This is a genomic window from Streptomyces peucetius (assembly GCF_025854275.1).
Lineage (GTDB): Bacteria > Actinomycetota > Actinomycetes > Streptomycetales > Streptomycetaceae > Streptomyces > Streptomyces peucetius_A.
On sequence record NZ_CP107567.1, the window covers coordinates 3,738,743 to 3,755,945 of the forward strand.

Genomic DNA, 17,203 nt, shown 5'->3' on the forward strand with positions numbered 1-17,203 from the left:
CACCATCGCCTCCCGCCCCGTCACTGTCGCCTCCCGTCTGCCGCCCCCCGGATGTCGGTGACGAGATCACCGCGGGCACGGCGTACACGTTCCTGCGTCTCCTTCGGCGAACCGCCCACCACCAGCACATAGGCCCTGTGGGCACGCGGGTCGGCCGCGGGAGGGATCCGGTCACCCGGCCGGTACGGGAACCGGGCTCCCCGCACCCACGGCGTCACGGCGATGTCCTCGGTCCCCGCGTAGGTGAGCAATTGCCCCTCGGGCAGGCCGAAGAAGCCGATCTCGGCGTAGCGCTGCGCCGGCTGCGCATCCGGCACCTCGTCCCCGATCAGCGCGGCGAACAGCGCGGCCTCGATGTCGAAGCCGCTCGCCGCCTGGGTCAGCAGGGGCAGCCGGTCCGGCCCGAACCGGGGAGCACAGCACAGGACCCGCGGCCCGTCCTCGGCGAGCTGCACCTCCGCGCTGGCCGGCCCGAAGCGGTAGCCGCTCCTGCCCAGCAGTTCGAGGACGGCGCTCTCCGCACTGATGCGCTCGGAGTCCGTCAGTGGCGCGGGGAAGAGATGACCCGTCACCCGGTGGTCCGGCGGGCCGCTGGTGCGCTGCACGGCCACACCGACCACGCGGTGCCTGCCGTCCACCGTCAGGGTCTGCACCGTGAGCCGCGGCCCGTGCACGGACGGGGCCTCCCGCAGGGCCCGGAGTCCGGCGATGACCGACGGCGGGTTGGGCGACAGCCCGAGCCGCCACGCCTCCTCCACGACGGGCAGCACGGACGCCCCGTGACCGCAGTGGACGACGGCCCCGACACCGTGCCGGGACGCGGTCCGCGCCACCAGCCGCCGCAGCCCGGCCTCGTCGCCGAATCCCGTCAGCAACAGCCCTTCGGACGTGTGCTCGACCCGGTCCAGGAGATCCGCCTCGGGCAGCTCCGGGTCCCACAACGACCAGACGCGGAACCCGGCTTCGGAGGCCTTGCGGGTGAGCTGGTGATACGGCATCACCAGCAGCACTCTCCTGTTCGAACTGCTCGTGAATGCGGCCATGCCCACCACTGTCCGCCGACCCGTTCCCGGCCGGGTCCTGTCACGTTCCCGTGCGGCCCGTTCCCGCGCGGTCCGTCCCCCGACCGGTCAGTTCGGGCGCCGTGCCTCCCCGTACACGGGGAACTCTCCCGTGACGAGGCTGAGCGCGAGGGGCTCGGGGAGCGGGATGTCCTCGCCGTACTTGCCGGGGAGTGTGTGCCGGTAGCTGGTCCCGTCAGGCTGTGTGTGCAGAGCCCAGGTGCCATGACGGGGATCGACGACCAGGAGGGCCTTCACGCCGGCGACCGCGTACCAGTCGTTCTTCTGACTGATGTCGCGGGCCTTCTCCGACTGGGAGATCACCTCGACGGCGAGCTCGACGTCGCGGGGGTCCGCCAGCCAGTCGTCATCGTCGTCCCAGTCCCGTGGGAGCACGACCAGATCCGGCGTCACGTAGTCGTCCGGGTCGCTCGGCATCGCGACCGAGGACACCTCGTACGCCGCCAAACGCTCGGGGGCTGCCACGTCGAGTTGCTGCCGGAGCCTGCGGATCACTCCGGCGTGCTTGCCCCGAGGGGTCGGTGACATCACGAGGCTTCCTCCCACGATCTGCACGCGCAGACCCGTCGCTGATTCGATCTTCTCTGCGAGGTCGCGCAGATTCCCGGGGCGCGGGCGGGGACGCAAGGGCGGCAGCACGGACATCGCGGGTGGCCTCCATCCCTGCGGCTCGGGCTCTTCGGCTGCGCGGCGAACAGGACCGGGGGGAGGCCCCGTTTCCCGTTCAGCGACGCCTCCACCGTACTGCCAGGCGTAGTCATGGGCTTCGGACATCGCACGCTCCTTCCGAAGTGCGGCCGTCTGCGTCTGCTTGTCACGTTAAGTCACGCCTCTGACACTCGTCCGCGCCGTCGCCTCGCCCGTCGTAGACGGGGAGCGCGGCGGTTTCGACCACGTAGGGCGTCGGAACGGTGTCCCCGAAGCAACCGGAACGCAGCTTCCGGTAGCGGGCCCTGTCCGGTTCGGTATGCAGAGCCCAGGTGCCGTAGCGCGGGTCGACGACCAGCAGCGCCCGCACGCACGCGACCGCGTACCAGTCGGCCTTGTGGCCGAACTCCCGGCCCTTCTCCTGACGGGGCACGACCTCGACGGCCAGCTCGATGTCCTGCGTACGCACCGGACCGCCGCCGGACGGGGCGGCGACTACCGCGACAAGATCCGGCACGACGAGGTCGTCGACGTCCATCGGCATCCGTACGGACGGCCCTTCGACCACCGTGGCGTGCCGCGCGATCGCGGCAGCGAGATGCTTGACGACCGCCGCACGGGTCGTGCAGTCGGTACGGGAAAGCACCAGGCTGCCGGCGAGGACCTCCACGCGCAGGTCCGTCGCCCGCGAAATCAAGCGCGCCACCTCGCGGGGGCTGCGCGGCAGGACGCGTGCGAGGAGACCGCGCCGCCCGGTCACCGCCCGCCCCCGAGTTCGACCCAGAGCAGCTTCCCGCCCTGCGGCAGCGCCGTGGCACCCCACGCGTCCGCGCAGTGCGCGACCAGGCAGAGACCACGCCCGCCGGTCGCGTCCGGCGCGGGGCGGCGGGGCAGGCCGGCGAACGGGGGCGGGACGTCGGGGTGCGTGTCCCACACCCTGAGCCGCAACCGCCCCGCCTCCGGCGCGCGCAGCCGGAGCCCGTAGGGGCCCTCGGTGTGGCGGAACGCGTTGGTGACGAGTTCGGAGGCGAGCAGCTCCGCGGCCTCGGCCAGGCCGGCGAGGTGGTGTGCGCGGAGCACCGCCCGCAGGATGTGCCGCGCGATGCCGGGGGCTCGTGGGTCCTGTGGGAGTTGCAGTGCGTAGGTCCAGGGCGGGGCTACGGTGAGCATGGAAGTCTCCTTCGCGGAGGGCGGGTTGGTTGCGTGCGCGTGTGCGTTCCGCGCGTGCCCGGTGACCAGGCCGCTCCGTCGAGCGGGGTACTTCCAGGCGGCTGGCCTGAGAAAGAGACTAGGGCTACGCAAAGAACCTTTGCATCAATCCGAGGAATTCCATGCTTGAATCCCTCGTGTGGGTGACCCAACCACCCCTGGCACCGAAGGAGTCACATGGCTGCGAGGCCTGCCCCCACAGCGCGTCGCGTCCGTCTCGCCACTGAGCTGCGACGGCTTCGCGAGCGGGCGGGGATGTCCGCCACCGAAGCGGCCAAGGAACTCGGCACCAGTTCCGGCCAGTTGAGCAACGTCGAGACCGCACGCTTCGGGGTCAGCGCAGACCGGGTGCGGGCCATGGCCCGCACCTATTCCTGCTCCGACCAGGCGTTCATCGACGCGCTCGCGGCCATGGCCACCGAGCGGAGCCGAGGATGGTGGGAGCAGTACAGGGACATCCTCCCCACCGGCCTGCTCGACCTCGCCGAGTTCGAGCACCACTCAGTGGGGCTGCGCACGGCGTACACAGCACACATCCCCGGCCTCCTCCAGATCGCCGACCACGCACGGGAGATCTTCCGCCAAGTAGTGCCCGAGCTGAGCCCGCCGGAGGTCGAGCACCGGGTGTCGCACCGGATCAAGCGACAGGACGTCATCTACCGGTCGGACCCGATCCCGTACGCGGCGGTGGTGCACGAGGCCGCACTGCGGATGCAGTTCGGAGGGCCGCTTGTCGCACGCAGGCAGCTCGACCACCTGCTCGGCATGAGCGAGCGACCACACATCACGCTGCGCGTGATCCCTTTCACCAAGGGCGCGTTTCCTGGTTCAGGACAGTCCTTGGCCTACGGACTCGGCGTCGTCCCCCAGCTCGACACCGTCCACCTCGACCAGTCGCACGGACCCGTACTGCTCGACGCAGAGGCGCAGCTCATCCGCTACCGGACCCTGCTCGACCGGATGGAGGCCGTCGCCCTGGCGCCCGCGGCGTCTCGGGACTTCATCCACAAGATTGCCCACGAACTGTGAAGGGACCGGCCGTGCTCGAATCCGACTGGCAGAAGTCTTCGTACTGCGGCGAGGGCGACGCATGCCTGAACGTTGCCGCAGATGCCTCCGGCGTCAGACTCACCGAAAGCAGCGACCCGGACGGGCTCATACTCCACACCACCCCCGACGCCTTCGCGTCCCTCACCCACGCGCTCAAGACGGGCGGCCCGAGCCCGGACATAGACGTCACCCGCACCGCCGACGGCCTCGTCCGTGTCGGCGGGGTCATCACGACGACGCACGAGAAGTGGGACGCGTTCGTGCTCGGCGTACGAGCCGGCGAATTCGACCACTTCGGGCGGGACCGGTCACTGGACCTGCCCGGTCGGTGAGCGCGACGTGGGGCGGCCCCCGGGCGGCTGGATCGCGACCCCGAGGAAGGTGGTCTGGACCTGTCGCCGCTACTCTGTGTCACGCAGCCCAGAAGGCTGAGGTCAGATCCCCGCCCGGCGACCACGCGCGGGGCCGGCAACACAGCACCACAGGAGCAAGACGTGAAGAACGCTGCGAGCGTGACGGACACCCCCGACACCAAAGACGCGCACAACGGGGCGAAGACGGCCCGCCGCAAGGGTGACTCCGGCGGCATGGTCGCCACGGTGACCTTCGTCGTACTTCTGGCCCTCGCCCTGGGCCTGCTCGGCTACATGGTGGCCAGCGGCTGACCCACAGGGGCAGGCAGGAGAACCAAGGCGGTGCGGGTCCGGTCTCGGACCCGCACCGCCTTCGTAGTACCCCGACGCCGACAACCGGATGAACCATCACAAAGGTGGAACAACGACAGTCATTGCTCGAAGTCACCCTGCGTGATACACAGAGTAACCATGCAGACAGTCGCACCTACCCGACCGGCGCTGCCGCAGGTCAGGGCGGCTGGTTCGGTCATACGTGCGGAGATCGGGTAAAGAGACCCTCCAAGTCGGCATACGCGGGCGGTTTCATCAGCGAAGATAGAACCCAAGGCCTGTGCCGACCGGCGTGGGCGGCTAACAACCCAACAGGGGCGGTGAGTTACATGATCCTGGCAGCGGAAAAGGGCGACATCACCACCATCATCGGCGGAATCGCCCCGAACTGGGGGCCGTTCGGAAGCCTGGGCAACGAGGCTCGGGTGATGATCGAGGTCGTGATGGCCATTGCCATCCTCCTCTGCCTCGGAATCGCGATCTGGGGAGCGGCCAAACAGCGCATCGGCGCGACGGCACTGCGCGACACCTTCAGCGCCGAACAAGGCAAGGGCCTGATCGTCGCCGGCCTGACCGGCGTCTTCATCATCGGGTCGCTGGGCACCTTGTTCACCATCGTCTACGGGATGGCTGTCTAAGCGCCCGTCAGTCCCCCGGGCACGCCCCGGGGCCCACCCGGTTCGAGGTTGCGTCTCCCTGATGTCGAGTCACCACACCGTGTCCGCACGGCAAGCAGTACGTCCACCACTGGTTGAGGGGGCCTGGGCGAGATGAGCCTCGGCGACGATCACGGCTACGGCGACGAGCCGGGCGGCGGCTCCGGCCAGACACGCACCCGCCTGCCCGGCAGCGGCGACGCGGACGTGTACGGCGGCGCACGCCGCCCTGCGCGCAGCAGCTCGCGCTCACTCATCGCGGTGGTGGGTGTCGTGGTGCTGCTGATCGCGGCGATCGCCTTCGCCAACCGTGGCGGCGGCGGCGCGGCCGACGACGAGTCGGGCGGCGCCGCCAACGAGCCGTCGGCCCAGCCGACGGCCCCGTCGGGCGTCCGCCCGGTCAAGGGCGACGCCGGCGGCATCCCGACGGGGTACGCACGTGACGAGCAGGGGGCGCAGAGCGCGGCGGCGAATTACGCGGTGGCGCTGGGGTCGGCCGACATGTTCGACAAGGCCAAGCGGGACGAAGTGCTGAACGTCGTGATCACGCCCACGGCAGTCGACCAGTTCCGCAGCACACTGGACAAGGCGTACTCCGCCCAGTTCTTCCAGAACGTAGGGCTGAACGAGGACGGTTCAACGCCTGAGGGCTTCACCTTCATCTCTCGGACCTCGCCAGTCGGGACCAAGGTCACAGACTTCTCCGGTACCAAGGCAACGGTCGATGTCTGGTGCACCGGGCTGATCGGCCTCGCCGGCCAGGGCTCCACGAACCCCGTCACCGACGGCTGGTTCACGATCACGATGGAACTGGATTGGGTCAATGGCGACTGGAAGGTCATCACCCATTCCCAAAAGGATGGACCCGCTCCTGTAGGAGGCGACAACAGGGCTTCCAGCGCTGAAGAAATCGCCGACGCAGTCAATGGGTATGGAGGGTTCACGTATGCCCGGTAGCACGCGACGCCGCGCGGCCGGTATCGGCCTCCTCTTGGCAAGCGTCCAGGCGTCAGCCATTGTTCTTGCCGGCCGGGCGTTCGCCGCTCCGAGTCCTACACCGAGCCCGGACACGAGCAACGACCCGTGCGACCTCATCCACGGCCCCGCCCGCGACTACTGCGAAGACGGCGACGCCCCCGCCAACCCCGGCCGGTCCGGGCTGGACGCCGACCCCGCCGGGGCGCTGGATCCGCTGTCGTCCCTCGCCCGTGGCTGTGCGGACGCCGCGTCGTGGACGATCGGGAAGTTGTCGGAGGCCGTCGAGTCGACGGCCACCGTCGACTTCACGAATCTGACCTTCCTCGCCCACTACGCCATCGTCTTCGCCGCCGCATCCATCCTCACGATCCTCCTCTGGCTGCTGGCCGTCGCGAAGCGGGCCGTCCGGGGCGTGCCGTTCATGACTGCGGTGTCGGAGGCCGTCGGGTTCCTCTGGCTGAGCGTTCTCGCCTCCGCGTTCACGCCCCTGATCCTCTTCACGCTCGTGTCGGTCACCGACGCCGTGACCGAGGTCATCGCGGGAGGTACGGCGCAACAGACGGACATGTTCTTCGGGAACTTCTCCAAGGCGCTCGCCAAGGGCGACGACATCGGCGGCGGGCCGATCATGCTGATCGTCGTCTCGCTCGTCACGATCCTCGCCGCCGGTGTGCTGTACCTGGAACTGTTCATCCGGGCCGTGCTGCTCTACGTCGGCGCACTGCTCGGCGTCGTCGTGTACGCGGGACTCGTCGACAAGAACATGTGGGGGCACGTCCGGCGCTGGGCCGGGATCATGATCGCGATCATCCTGGTCAAGCCGGTGATCGTGATCGTGCTGGGCCTCGCGGGCGCGTTGTCCGCCGACGACGGGCCGGACTCGTTCTCCGCCGTCGTGTCGGGCCTGGCGATCATCCTGCTCGCCATCTTCGCGTCCGCGATGATCTACCGCTTCGTCCCCGGTTTCGGCGACGAGATCGCGGCCTCCCGCAACAACCGCATCCAGAACGGCGCCGAGAGCAAGGCGGCCGCCGTCATCAGCTCCCCCGCGGCGCTCGTGTCCCAGGGCATCAAGACCCACAGCTCCCGCGGCAACCAGAACACCGGCGACGGCGGCGGCAACAGCCCGCGTCCCGCCAACCCCGCCTCCGGCGGCATGGCGGCCCACGGCTCCCGTACGGCCCCGCCGCCGGCGGGCGCGGCCCCCGCGCCCCGTAACAGCAGCCCGACCAGCGGGACCCCGCACGGCAATCGCAACAGCACAGGAGGTGGCCGGCGTTGACGACCCAGTCCCATCCGATCACGCCCCGCCGCACGTACCTCATCGGCCGGGCCCGGCCGAACGCGGTCATCGGCAAGAACCGTGAGACCGGCGAGATCGCGCTGATCATCGCCGGCGCGTTCCTCGGCATGATGAGCGGGCTGCTGGTCCCGGTCCTGACCTTGCGCATCGTGCTGCTGACGGGCTTCCCGATGCTGGCGATCGCGGCCGTCTACGTGCCGTACAAGCAGCGCACCTTCTACAAATGGTTCGAGATCAACCGCAGCTACAAGCGGACCGTGCGCAGCGGCGGCACGATGTACCGTTCCGGCGCCGTCGAGGCGGGCACCCGGCTGGACGGCCGGGAGGTCGAGATCGGGCCGCCGCCCGGAATCGGGCGCATCAGCTGGCTCGCCGCGCCGTTCGGCCCCGACGAGATCGCCGTGCTGCTGCACGCCGACCGCCGGACCGTCACCGCCGCGATCGAGATCGAGGGCCCGGGTGTGGGCCTGCGGGACAGCGAGGACCAGGAGGCCCTGGTCGACCGTTTCGGCACGCTGCTGAAGCATGTGGCCAACGGCGACGGCTTCGTCACCCGGATCCAGATGCTGGCCCGTACGCTGCCCGCCGACCCCGACGCGCACGCCAAGGACGTCGCCCAGCGCGGCGACCAGAACGCCCCCGGCTGGCTCCGGCAGTCGTACGACCAGCTGCAGTCGATGGTGTCGACCTCCAGCGAGCAGCACCGTGCCTACCTGGTGGCGTGCATGCACTACACCCGCGAGCTGGCCGCGGAGGCGCACGCCATGGCCCGTGCCGCCAAGGCCGCGTCCGGGGCGAGGCGGCTCGACAAGGACGTCGGCCTCGCCGTCGTCATGGCGCGTGAACTCACCGACATCTGCGCGCGGCTGGCGGAGGCGGACATCCGGGTACGGCAGCCGCTCGGCCAGTCACGGCTCGCCTCCCTCGTGCACTCCATGTACGACCCGGACCACCCCATCGACCACATCCAGGCGATGACGAAGCGCAACGCCTGGCCGGCCGAGCTGGACGCCGTCGAGCCGACGTACCTCCAGGCGAAGACCCGCGAGTCCTCGACCCGCGCCCCCTGGTGCCACTCGACCGCGTGGGTCAAGGAGTGGCCGATGACGCCCGTCGGCGTCAACTTCCTCGCACCGCTGCTGGTCCACACCCCGGACGTGATCCGTACGGTCGCGGTCACCATGGACCTCGAGCCCACCGAGGTCGCCATCGAGCGGATGCTGACCGAGAAGACCAACGACGAGGCGGACGCCAGCCGCGCCGCCAAGATGAACCGGACCATCGACCCGCGGGACATCGCCGCGCACGGCCGACTGGACCAGCGGGGTGAAGATCTCGCGAGCGGTGCGGCGGGGGTCAACCTCGTCGGGTACATCACTGTGTCGTCGCGTTCCCCCGAGGCCCTGGCCAGGGACAAGCGCACGATCAGGGCCTCCGCCGGCAAGTCGTACCTGAAGCTGGAGTGGTGCGACCGCGAGCACCACAGGGCCTTTGTGAACACCCTGCCGTTCGCGACCGGCATCCGCCGATAGGGGCCCGTGTGATGCGAGATCCGCTGTCCGTCCTCACGGATGCCTTCACCTCCTTCCTCTTCGGGAAGGTGGAGACCACCCGGCTGCCCGTCCGTACGTCGTCGGGCCAGGCACAGGCCGTCTACCTGCCGACGGCCGCGCCCGGCCTCGGCGACTCCGGCGTGATCATCGGCCGCGAGGTCTACAGCGGCAAGGGCTACATCTACGACCCCTTCCAGCTGTACGGGCAGCAGCTCCCCGCCCCCCACTGGCTCGTCCTCGGCGAGTCCGGCAACGGCAAGTCCGCCCTCGAGAAGACGTACGTGCTGCGGCAGTTGCGCTTCCGCGACCGCCAGGTGGTGGTCCTCGACGCACAGGGCGAGGACGGCGTCGGCGAGTGGAACCTCGTCGCTCAGGAGCTGGGCATCACCCCGATCCGGCTCGACCCGATGACCGCCCTCGACGGCGGCATCCGCCTCAACCCGCTCGACCCGTCGATCACCACGACCGGCCAGCTGGCGCTGCTCCGCACCATCATCGAGGTCGCCATGGGGCACGGCCTCGACGAACGGGCCGGCTTCGCGCTCAAGGTGGCGCACGCGTACGTCAACACGAGCATCACCGAGCGGCAGCCGGTCCTCACCGACATCGTGGAGCAGTTGCGGCACCCCAAGCCGGAGTCCGCGGAGGCCATGAACGTCGACATAGACGATGTCCGCGCCTGGGGTCTCGACGTGGCGCTGGTCCTGGACCGGCTGGTCGACGGTGACCTGCGCGGCATGTTCGACGGTCCGACGACCGTCGGCATCGACCTCGACGCGCCGCTGATCGTCTTCGACCTGTCGCACATCGACCGCAACTCCATCGCCATGCCCATCCTGATGGCGATCGTCGGTGTCTGGCTCGAGCACACCTGGATCCGCCCCGACCGCAAGAAGCGCATCTTCCTGGTGGAGGAGGCGTGGCACATCATCAACAGCCCCTTCGTCGCCCAGCTCTTCCAGCGGCTGCTGAAGTTCGGACGGCGGCTCGGTCTTTCCTTCGTGGCGGTGGTCCACCACCTGAGCGACGTGGTGGACGGGGCGGCGGCGAAGGAGGCCGCGGCGATCCTCAAGATGGCGTCGACCCGCACGATCTACGCGCAGAAGGCCGACGAGGCACGGGCCACCGGACGTGTCCTGGGCCTGCCGCGCTGGGCCGTGGAGATCATCCCGACGCTGACACCGGGTATCGCCGTGTGGGACGTCAACGGCAACGTCCAGGTGGTCAAGCACCTGGTGACCGAGGCGGAGAGGCCGCTGGTCTTCACCGACCGCGCGATGACGGAGTCCTCCGTGCCCGCCGTACCGGAGCACGTACAGGCCGCGGAGTGGGAGGCGGAACAGCGCGCGCGGCTCGTGGAGCAGCAGCAACTGGACGAGTCGTCAGAGTCGACGGTGGCGTGAGATGTACGAGGGCGGCCCGCGGGACCGGGCCCGGGAGCGGCACGGAGAACGGCAAGGGGCACGTCAGGGGACGGGTCAGGGGGGCGTCCCCGACGGCCTGCTGGTCGGGCTGCTGGCCTTCCTTCTCGGCCTGACGCTTCTCGTCTGGTCGGCGACGGGACTCGCAGGGCTGTTCGCGCACGGCTCCTGGCCGTCCGGGGTCAGCTTCACCAACACGCCGGCGGCCATGCGGTCCCTGGCCGCCGCCCCGCACGACCTGGCCGCCGCCTGGCCCGCCACACCGTCCGGCGAGCTCTCCGGGTACGGGCTGTTCTGGGGGCTGCTCATCGGGCAGCTGATGGTGCTGATCGTGCTGACGGTGTTCACGCTGGGCACGTTGGCGCGCTGGCGCGCGGTGCGGGGGGCGGCGCGTGAGACTCGGAGCGTACGGGACCGGGAGCGCGAGCCGGAGCCGCCCGTCGTACGGCAGGCGCCCGTACAGGAGCAGGTGGTGCAGGAGCAGGCCGTACAGGAGCGGCCCGTGCGGGGGAAGTTCGCGCCCCCGGAGGAGGCCGTGCCGCAGGAGCACACGCCGCCCGTCGCCGCCACCGCGCCGCTGCCGACCGTCCCGGAGCCCCGTACCCGTACGCCCCGCGTGCTGTACGGCGACCGGGCCGACCGCCGTCCCGCCGCCGTCCAGGCGCTCCTCGACGCCGACGGCCCGGCGCTCGTCGTCACGTCCGACCCCGCTGTGTGGGCCGAGACAAAGGACGCACGCGCCAAGCTCGGCCCCGTACTCGTCTACGACCCGGGCCATCTGTGCGACACCCCCACGCGGCTCCACTGGTCGCCCACGACCGACTGCGAAAACGACCGGACGGCCGCCGCCCGCGCCGGCGCCGTCCTCGCACCCGTACGCCCCCGGGCACTCATCGACGCCGCGGTGGCGGACACCGCGGAAACGCTCCTGCGCTGCTGGCTGCACGCCGCGGCCGTGGACGGGCGTCCGTTCCGCCAGGTCCACCGCTGGGCCCAGGGCAGCAACACCCACGAGCCCGTACGCATCCTCCGTACTCACCCCAAGGCCGCCGGCGGGCTCGCCGGACTGCTCGAGTCGGCGCTCACCGCCCACCCCGAACGGCGTGAGGTCGCACAGCAGTTGACCGCACGCTCGCTCTCGGCGCTGTCCTCCGTCCACATCCGCGAGGCGTGCGCCACGAACCGAACGGATTTGCTCGCTCTGGAATCATTCGTGAACGAAGCGGGCACTCTGTATGTGGTGGGTGAACCGATCGAAGACCCTCGCACCCATCCCGGCGCGATGCCTCTCCTCACGGCACTCGCCGCAGACGTGGTCGAGCACGGCCGCCGCATGGCCGCACGGTCATCCGACGGTCGGCTCGACCCACCAATGACGCTCGTGCTCGACGACGTCGCGGCCGTCGCCCCGTTCCCCGGACTCCCCGAACTGCTGAAGACGGGTCACGACCAGGGAATGCCGACCGTCGCCCTGCTCCGCTCCCCGGAGCAGGCCCGCGCCCGCTGGACCGCCCCACTGCCCCAGCAGCCCTGAGCCACTCGGCCGACACGGCCGACACGGCCCTTGAGGATCACGCCGTTACGGGACCGGGCGCCACGTCCGAAACGTGAGACGGCCTTCCCACCGCGACAGGGCCGTGGAATCATGCGCGCCATGCAGCGCAAGCTCATTATCAGCAGCGGCGTGCCGGCACCGGGGTGACCTGGGGGCGATCCCTCCCAGGCGGCTCACCGCCCGCACGCAGACCTCTCGCATCCGCGAGGGGTCTTTTTGTTTTCGTCATCAGCACCCTGACACAAGGGCTCACCCGGCCCGGCAGACCTGGACAGGAAACACCCGCCATGACACACGATGTCCTGCACCGCTCCGACCGCCTCGTCGACGACCACGCGACGTGCACGCTCACCGTGACGCTCCGGGACAGCCGTGGAGCGCTGGGCCGCATCGCCGCCACACTGAGCAGCATCCCGGTGCTGGCCCTGTCCTACGCGGTGACGGACACCGCCCGTGCCACGGCGGAGATCCGGGTGCCACGGGCCCACTCCGCTCGCGCACGCGGCAGGCTGAACCGCATGGTCGACGCGCTGGCCGTCACCTGACCACGCCGACCCGGCCGGCCAGGGGTCAACTCCCCTGGGTAGGCCGCCGGATCTCGTACTCCAGCGCCATCTCGTCGTCCGGTACCGGCGCGCTTTCACCGCTCGGCACGAAGCCGACCTTGCGGTAGAGCGCGGCCGCCCTGGCGTTGTCCCCGTGGAACAGCAGCCGCACCCGCTCGACCGGCGGCGAGTCCAGCGCCCACGACCACTCCAGCGCCGCACGGAACAACGCCTCCGCGAGCCCGCTGCCGCGCGCCTCCGGCCGTACGAACACGGCCACCACGTGCGTCTGCTCGACCGGCGCCGGCTTGCCTATGCGGGCGCTGCCCCGGTGCTCGACCAGCACACTCGCCGTGCCGTCCCACCGTCCGCCCGGTGCCACCGCCACGAACTGGACCACGTCCACGCCCTCGGCGGCGGACCGCGTGCGCTCCCGCCAGAAGGCGTCGGGCCGTTCGCGCGCCTGCTCGTACGACTCGTAGAAGGCTATGGGAGCGAGCGGGTCCTGGAGGGCTTCGAGACGGAGGTCGCGAGCCTTGGCCCACTCCTCGGCGCGCACGCGGCGGATGAGGTGTTCCATCCCCCGATACTGGCCTTGACCAGGGCCCCCGGGCAACGGCGTTTCCCCCGTCGTACCCCGGTACTACGCCCGCTTCCCGACTGCCGCCCACGGTCGGACGTCCGGCCCCCGCCCGCTCCGTAGCGTCGACGACATGACCAGGCCCAACGGCATCGAAGCCGTCCAACTCACCAAACGCTACGGCGACCGGACCGTCGTCCAGGACCTCACCTTCAGCGTCGCACCGGGGTCCGTGACCGGCTTCCTCGGACCGAACGGCGCCGGCAAGTCCACCACCATGCGCATGCTCCTCGGCCTTGACGCCCCCACCCACGGCCGCGCCGTGATCGGCGGCCGCCCCTACGCGGCCCACCCGGCGCCGCTCACCGAGGTCGGAGCCCTGCTGGAGGCCCGGTCGATCCACCCCGGGCGCACCGCCAGGAACCACCTCCTCGCCCTCGCGCACACCCACGGCATCCCGCGCTCCCGCGTCGACGAGGTCATCGCCCTGACCGGCCTCACCGACGTGGCCGGACGCCGGGTCAAGGGCTTCAGCCTGGGCATGGGCCAGCGCCTCGGCATCGCGGCCGCCCTGCTCGGCGACCCGGCCACCCTGATACTCGACGAACCCGTCAACGGCCTCGACCCGGAAGGCGTCCTGTGGATCAGGACGCTCCTGAAGTCCCTGGCCGCGGAGGGCCGTACCGTACTCGTCTCCTCCCACCTGATGAGCGAGACGGCCCTCACCGCCGACCACCTCGTCATCATCGGCAGGGGCCGGCTGCTCGCCGACACGACCGTCGAGGCGTTCGTACGGGACGCCGGCACGACCGCGGTGAAGGTGGTCTCCCCGGAGGCGTCCACGCTGGCCGCACTGCTGGGCGGCCCCGGCGTCGACTTCGAACAGGCCGCCCCGGGCGAACTGCTCGTACGCGGCACGGACAGCGAGACCGTCGGCCGCACCGCCGCCGCCCACGGCGTCCCGCTGTACGAACTCACCCCCGTGACGGCCTCGCTGGAACAGGCCTTCATGGACCTCACCCACGACGCGGTCGAGTACCAGGCCACCCCCCTCGAAGGAGCAGCGGCATGAGCACGTACGCACTGACCCCGAAGCGCGTGCTGCGTTCCGAGTGGCACAAGTTGTGGACGCTGCGCTCGACGTGGATCACCCTCCTGACGGCCTGCACCCTGACTCTCGGCATCGGCCTGCTGATGGGCGCCACGTACGAGACGGGAGGCGGCGACGGCGACGTGGACGTCGTCGTACTCACCCTCATCGGGGTCCAGTTCGCGCAGATCGCCTTCGCCGTGCTCGGCATCCTCGTCACCGCCGGCGAGTACTCGACCGGCATGATCCGCGCCTCGATGACCACCGTGCCCCGCAGACTCCCGGTCCTGTGGTCCAAGGCCGCTGTCTTCGGCGCCGTCACCCTCGCCATCACCCTCACCACGGCCTTCGTCACCTTCCCCGCCGCGCAGCTCTTCTTCGCCGGCACCGACCAGGAGGCGTCGCTCGGCGATCCGGGCGTGACCCGGGCCCTGCTGGGCAGCTCGGCCGGACTCACCCTGCTGGGACTGATCGCCCTCGGACTGGGGGCACTCATGCGGTCGGTCCCGGGCGCGATCGGAGCGTTCATCGGCGGCGTCATGATCCTGCCCGAGGTGATCGGCATGCTCCCGTACGACATCGCGGCGGATGCCGCGCGGTACTTCCCGACGAAGGCTCTGGAGTCCCTGATGTCGGCGACCGCCGTCCCCGGCGCGGCATCACCGGGCGGGGCGCTCATCGCACTGACCCTCTGGGCGGTGGCGACGCTTGCGCTGGCCGGTGCGACGCTGAAGCGCCGGGACGTTTGAGCCCGGACCCGTGCACGAGGACGGGTCGAGGACGGGTGTACGAGGACGGGTGTACGAGGATGTGGGAGTGCGTATGGCCCAGCAGAACGACCGCCCGTCGGCCGGCCCGGCACAGCAGGGCTGGGCGACGGGAGCGCAGCCGCTCACCGGCCGGCTGCACCGCCTCACCGAGCGGATCCGTTCCCTCGACCGCCGCCGCCCGCTGCTCTGGGACCTGCATGTCACCGGAGTGTGCCTGTTCGCCGCGCTGGTGGACGCTGCGGGCGGCTGGCGAAACGTCGCCTTCAACGACGACGTGCCGGTCTGGCTCGTCCTCCTGATGAGCCTCGGCTTCACGGTCCCGCTGCTGTGGCGCCGCCGCCATCCGCTCGCCGCGCTGCTGGTGATGCTGCCGTTCTCCCTGGCCAACGCCGCGAGCGGAGCACACCTGCAGGCGTCGTTCCTCCAGATGATCGCCGTCTGGAACATCGCGCTGCGGCTGCCGCTGCGCACCCTGGTGTGGTCGTTCTGCACGGTGCTCGTGCCACTGGCGGTAGGAGCCACGGCCTACCCGGTGGGCAGCTGGGACCAGCAGTTCGTGCCCATGCTCTACAGCTTCGCCCTCGTTGCCCTGCTGGGCCTGGTGGTCCGCTCCCGGCAGGAGTACATGGCGTCCCTGGTGGAGCGGGCGAAGCAGCTCGAGGTCGAACGGGACCAGCAGGCACAGCTGGCAGCGGCCGCCGAACGCACGCGGATAGCCCGGGAGATGCACGACATCATCGGCCACAACCTGTCCGTCATCACGGGTCTCGCGGACGGCGGCGCCTACGCGGCCGCCCAGTCCCCGCAACGCGCCACCCAGGCGCTCGAGGCCATCGGCACCACCAGCCGCCAGGCACTCACGGAACTGCGCCGGCTGCTCGACGTACTCCGTGACGAGGCCGCGACCCGGCCCGTCGCGGAGCTCGCCCCACAGCCGGCACTGACCGACCTGGACCGGCTGGTCGAGGGCGTCGCGGGCGCGGGGCTGCCGGTCGACCTCACGGTGGAGGGAAGCCCCGGATCGCTGCCCGCGGGCAAGCAGTTGACGGTGTACCGGGTGGTCCAGGAGGCCCTGACCAACTCGCTGAAGCACGGCGGCCCGAACACCACGGCCACGGTGGACGTGCGGTACGCGGCCGACGAGGTCACCGTCACGGTCACCGACACCGGCAGGCCCCGCAGCGCGGCTCCTGCACCGGCGACAGGCGCGGGCCGGGGCCTGACGGGAATGCGGGAACGAACCGCCCTGTACGGCGGCACACTTGAGGCCGGCCCGCTGCGCCGGCCCGGTGGGGGCTGGCGAGTCCATCTCTGTCTTCCGAAGGAAACCGACCAGTGACGACCGTGCTCATCGTCGACGACCAGCCCATGCAGCGCTTCGGCTTCCGGATGCTGCTGGAGAGCCAGGACGACATGACGGTGGTGGGCGAGGCGGGAAACGGCACGGAGGCGGTCCGCGCGGCCGGTGAACTGCACCCCGATGTCGTCCTGATGGACATCCGCATGCCCGGCCTCGACGGCATCGAGGCGACCCGCCGCATCGTGGCCTCCGGCGCCCGTACCCGCGTCCTCATCGTGACGACGTTCGACCTCGACGAGTACGCGTACAACGGCCTGCGCGCCGGCGCCAGCGGCTTCCTCATCAAGGACGCCCTGCCGGAGGAGCTCCTCTCCGGCATCCGCGCGGTGGCGGCCGGGGACGCGGTCGTCGCACCGAGCCTCACGCGCAGGCTCCTCGACACCTACGTGCAGCACCTGCCGGAAGCGGGGGACGGGAACGGTGAGGGGACGGCGGCGCCCGACCAGCGCCTGGCGCGGCTGACGGAACGGGAGCGGGAGATTCTGACCGTCATCGGCCAGGGCTGGACGAACACCGAAATCGCGACGCGGCTGCATCTCGCGGAATCGACGGTGAAGACGCATGTGAGCCGCATCCTGGCGAAGACGGGTGCGAGGGACCGGGTCCAGGCCGTCATTCTGGCGTACGACACGAGGCTGGTGAATCCGTCGTGAAAGACCGGCCTCTGGGCAGGTGAGGCCCTGAACGCGGAAAAGCCCCGCACCACAAGGGTGCGGG

Annotated in this window: 19 protein-coding genes; 14 read left to right on the plus strand and 5 right to left on the minus strand. The window is 70.5% G+C overall.

Annotation, left to right across the window (positions count from 1 at the left end):
• Positions 1-20: 20 nt before the first annotated feature.
• From OGH68_RS17120 to OGH68_RS17135, 4 genes are all read right to left on the minus strand, one after another.
• Positions 21-1,043 (minus strand): phosphoribosylglycinamide synthetase, encoded by a 1,023-nt coding sequence (locus OGH68_RS17120; RefSeq protein ID WP_264244996.1) that lies wholly within the window; start codon positions 1,041-1,043, stop codon positions 21-23.
• 87 nt (positions 1,044-1,130) lie between these two features.
• Complete coding sequence (locus OGH68_RS17125) at positions 1,131-1,727, minus strand: Uma2 family endonuclease (protein ID WP_264244998.1); 597 nt, start codon at positions 1,725-1,727, stop codon at positions 1,131-1,133.
• Between the two features lie 169 nt (positions 1,728-1,896).
• Positions 1,897-2,427 (minus strand): Uma2 family endonuclease, encoded by a 531-nt coding sequence (locus OGH68_RS17130; RefSeq protein ID WP_264244999.1) that lies wholly within the window; start codon positions 2,425-2,427, stop codon positions 1,897-1,899.
• Positions 2,428-2,486: 59 nt separating this feature from the next.
• On the minus strand, positions 2,487-2,900 hold the full coding sequence (locus OGH68_RS17135) for an ATP-binding protein (RefSeq protein ID WP_264245000.1): 414 nt from the start codon (positions 2,898-2,900) through the stop codon (positions 2,487-2,489).
• Between the two features lie 216 nt (positions 2,901-3,116).
• On the opposite strand from OGH68_RS17135, the gene OGH68_RS17140 reads away from it, so the two are divergent.
• The 10 genes from OGH68_RS17140 to OGH68_RS17185 all read left to right on the plus strand — a co-directional run bounded on the left by OGH68_RS17140 (position 3,117) and on the right by OGH68_RS17185 (position 12,686).
• Entirely contained in the window at positions 3,117-3,968 is an 852-nt protein-coding gene (locus tag OGH68_RS17140; RefSeq protein ID WP_264245002.1) for a helix-turn-helix domain-containing protein, read from the plus strand.
• A gap of 11 nt (positions 3,969-3,979) precedes the next feature.
• Positions 3,980-4,321: a DUF397 domain-containing protein gene (locus tag OGH68_RS17145; protein WP_264245004.1), complete on the plus strand. Its 342-nt coding sequence runs from the start codon at positions 3,980-3,982 to the stop codon at positions 4,319-4,321.
• Between the two features lie 162 nt (positions 4,322-4,483).
• Entirely contained in the window at positions 4,484-4,654 is a 171-nt protein-coding gene (locus OGH68_RS17150) for a hypothetical protein (protein WP_264245006.1), read from the plus strand.
• 350 nt (positions 4,655-5,004) lie between these two features.
• Positions 5,005-5,313, plus strand: a complete 309-nt coding sequence (locus OGH68_RS17155; protein WP_005315450.1) for a hypothetical protein — start codon at positions 5,005-5,007, stop codon at positions 5,311-5,313.
• Positions 5,314-5,445: 132 nt separating this feature from the next.
• Entirely contained in the window at positions 5,446-6,288 is an 843-nt protein-coding gene (locus OGH68_RS17160; protein ID WP_264245008.1) for a hypothetical protein, read from the plus strand.
• On the plus strand, positions 6,278-7,591 hold the full coding sequence (locus OGH68_RS17165) for a hypothetical protein (protein ID WP_264245010.1): 1,314 nt from the start codon (positions 6,278-6,280) through the stop codon (positions 7,589-7,591). Before OGH68_RS17160 ends, OGH68_RS17165 begins: the two co-directional genes overlap by 11 nt.
• On the plus strand, positions 7,588-9,144 hold the full coding sequence (locus OGH68_RS17170) for an SCO6880 family protein (protein WP_264245012.1): 1,557 nt from the start codon (positions 7,588-7,590) through the stop codon (positions 9,142-9,144). The genes OGH68_RS17165 and OGH68_RS17170 overlap by 4 nt, the downstream gene beginning before the upstream one ends.
• Positions 9,145-9,155: 11 nt before the next feature.
• Complete coding sequence (locus OGH68_RS17175; RefSeq protein WP_264245013.1) at positions 9,156-10,568, plus strand: ATP-binding protein; 1,413 nt, start codon at positions 9,156-9,158, stop codon at positions 10,566-10,568.
• Between the two features lies 1 nt (position 10,569).
• A complete protein-coding gene (locus OGH68_RS17180) occupies positions 10,570-12,120 on the plus strand; it encodes a type IV secretory system conjugative DNA transfer family protein (RefSeq protein ID WP_264245014.1) in 1,551 nt (516 codons plus the stop codon).
• Between the two features lie 308 nt (positions 12,121-12,428).
• Complete coding sequence (locus tag OGH68_RS17185) at positions 12,429-12,686, plus strand: hypothetical protein (protein WP_264245015.1); 258 nt, start codon at positions 12,429-12,431, stop codon at positions 12,684-12,686.
• A 25-nt stretch (positions 12,687-12,711) separates the two neighbouring features.
• Here the strand turns inward: OGH68_RS17185 and OGH68_RS17190 are convergent, their stop codons facing one another.
• A complete protein-coding gene (locus OGH68_RS17190; protein WP_264245018.1) occupies positions 12,712-13,266 on the minus strand; it encodes a GNAT family N-acetyltransferase in 555 nt (184 codons plus the stop codon).
• Positions 13,267-13,399: 133 nt separating this feature from the next.
• On the opposite strand from OGH68_RS17190, the gene OGH68_RS17195 reads away from it, so the two are divergent.
• The 4 genes from OGH68_RS17195 to OGH68_RS17210 all read left to right on the plus strand — a co-directional run bounded on the left by OGH68_RS17195 (position 13,400) and on the right by OGH68_RS17210 (position 17,139).
• Entirely contained in the window at positions 13,400-14,338 is a 939-nt protein-coding gene (locus OGH68_RS17195) for an ABC transporter ATP-binding protein (RefSeq protein WP_264245020.1), read from the plus strand.
• Positions 14,335-15,105 (plus strand): ABC transporter permease, encoded by a 771-nt coding sequence (locus OGH68_RS17200; protein WP_264245022.1) that lies wholly within the window; start codon positions 14,335-14,337, stop codon positions 15,103-15,105. The genes OGH68_RS17195 and OGH68_RS17200 overlap by 4 nt, the downstream gene beginning before the upstream one ends.
• 73 nt (positions 15,106-15,178) lie before the next feature.
• Entirely contained in the window at positions 15,179-16,465 is a 1,287-nt protein-coding gene (locus OGH68_RS17205; RefSeq protein ID WP_264245024.1) for a sensor histidine kinase, read from the plus strand.
• Entirely contained in the window at positions 16,462-17,139 is a 678-nt protein-coding gene (locus OGH68_RS17210; protein ID WP_264245026.1) for a response regulator, read from the plus strand. The genes OGH68_RS17205 and OGH68_RS17210 overlap by 4 nt, the downstream gene beginning before the upstream one ends.
• The last annotated feature ends 64 nt before the right edge of the window (positions 17,140-17,203 follow it).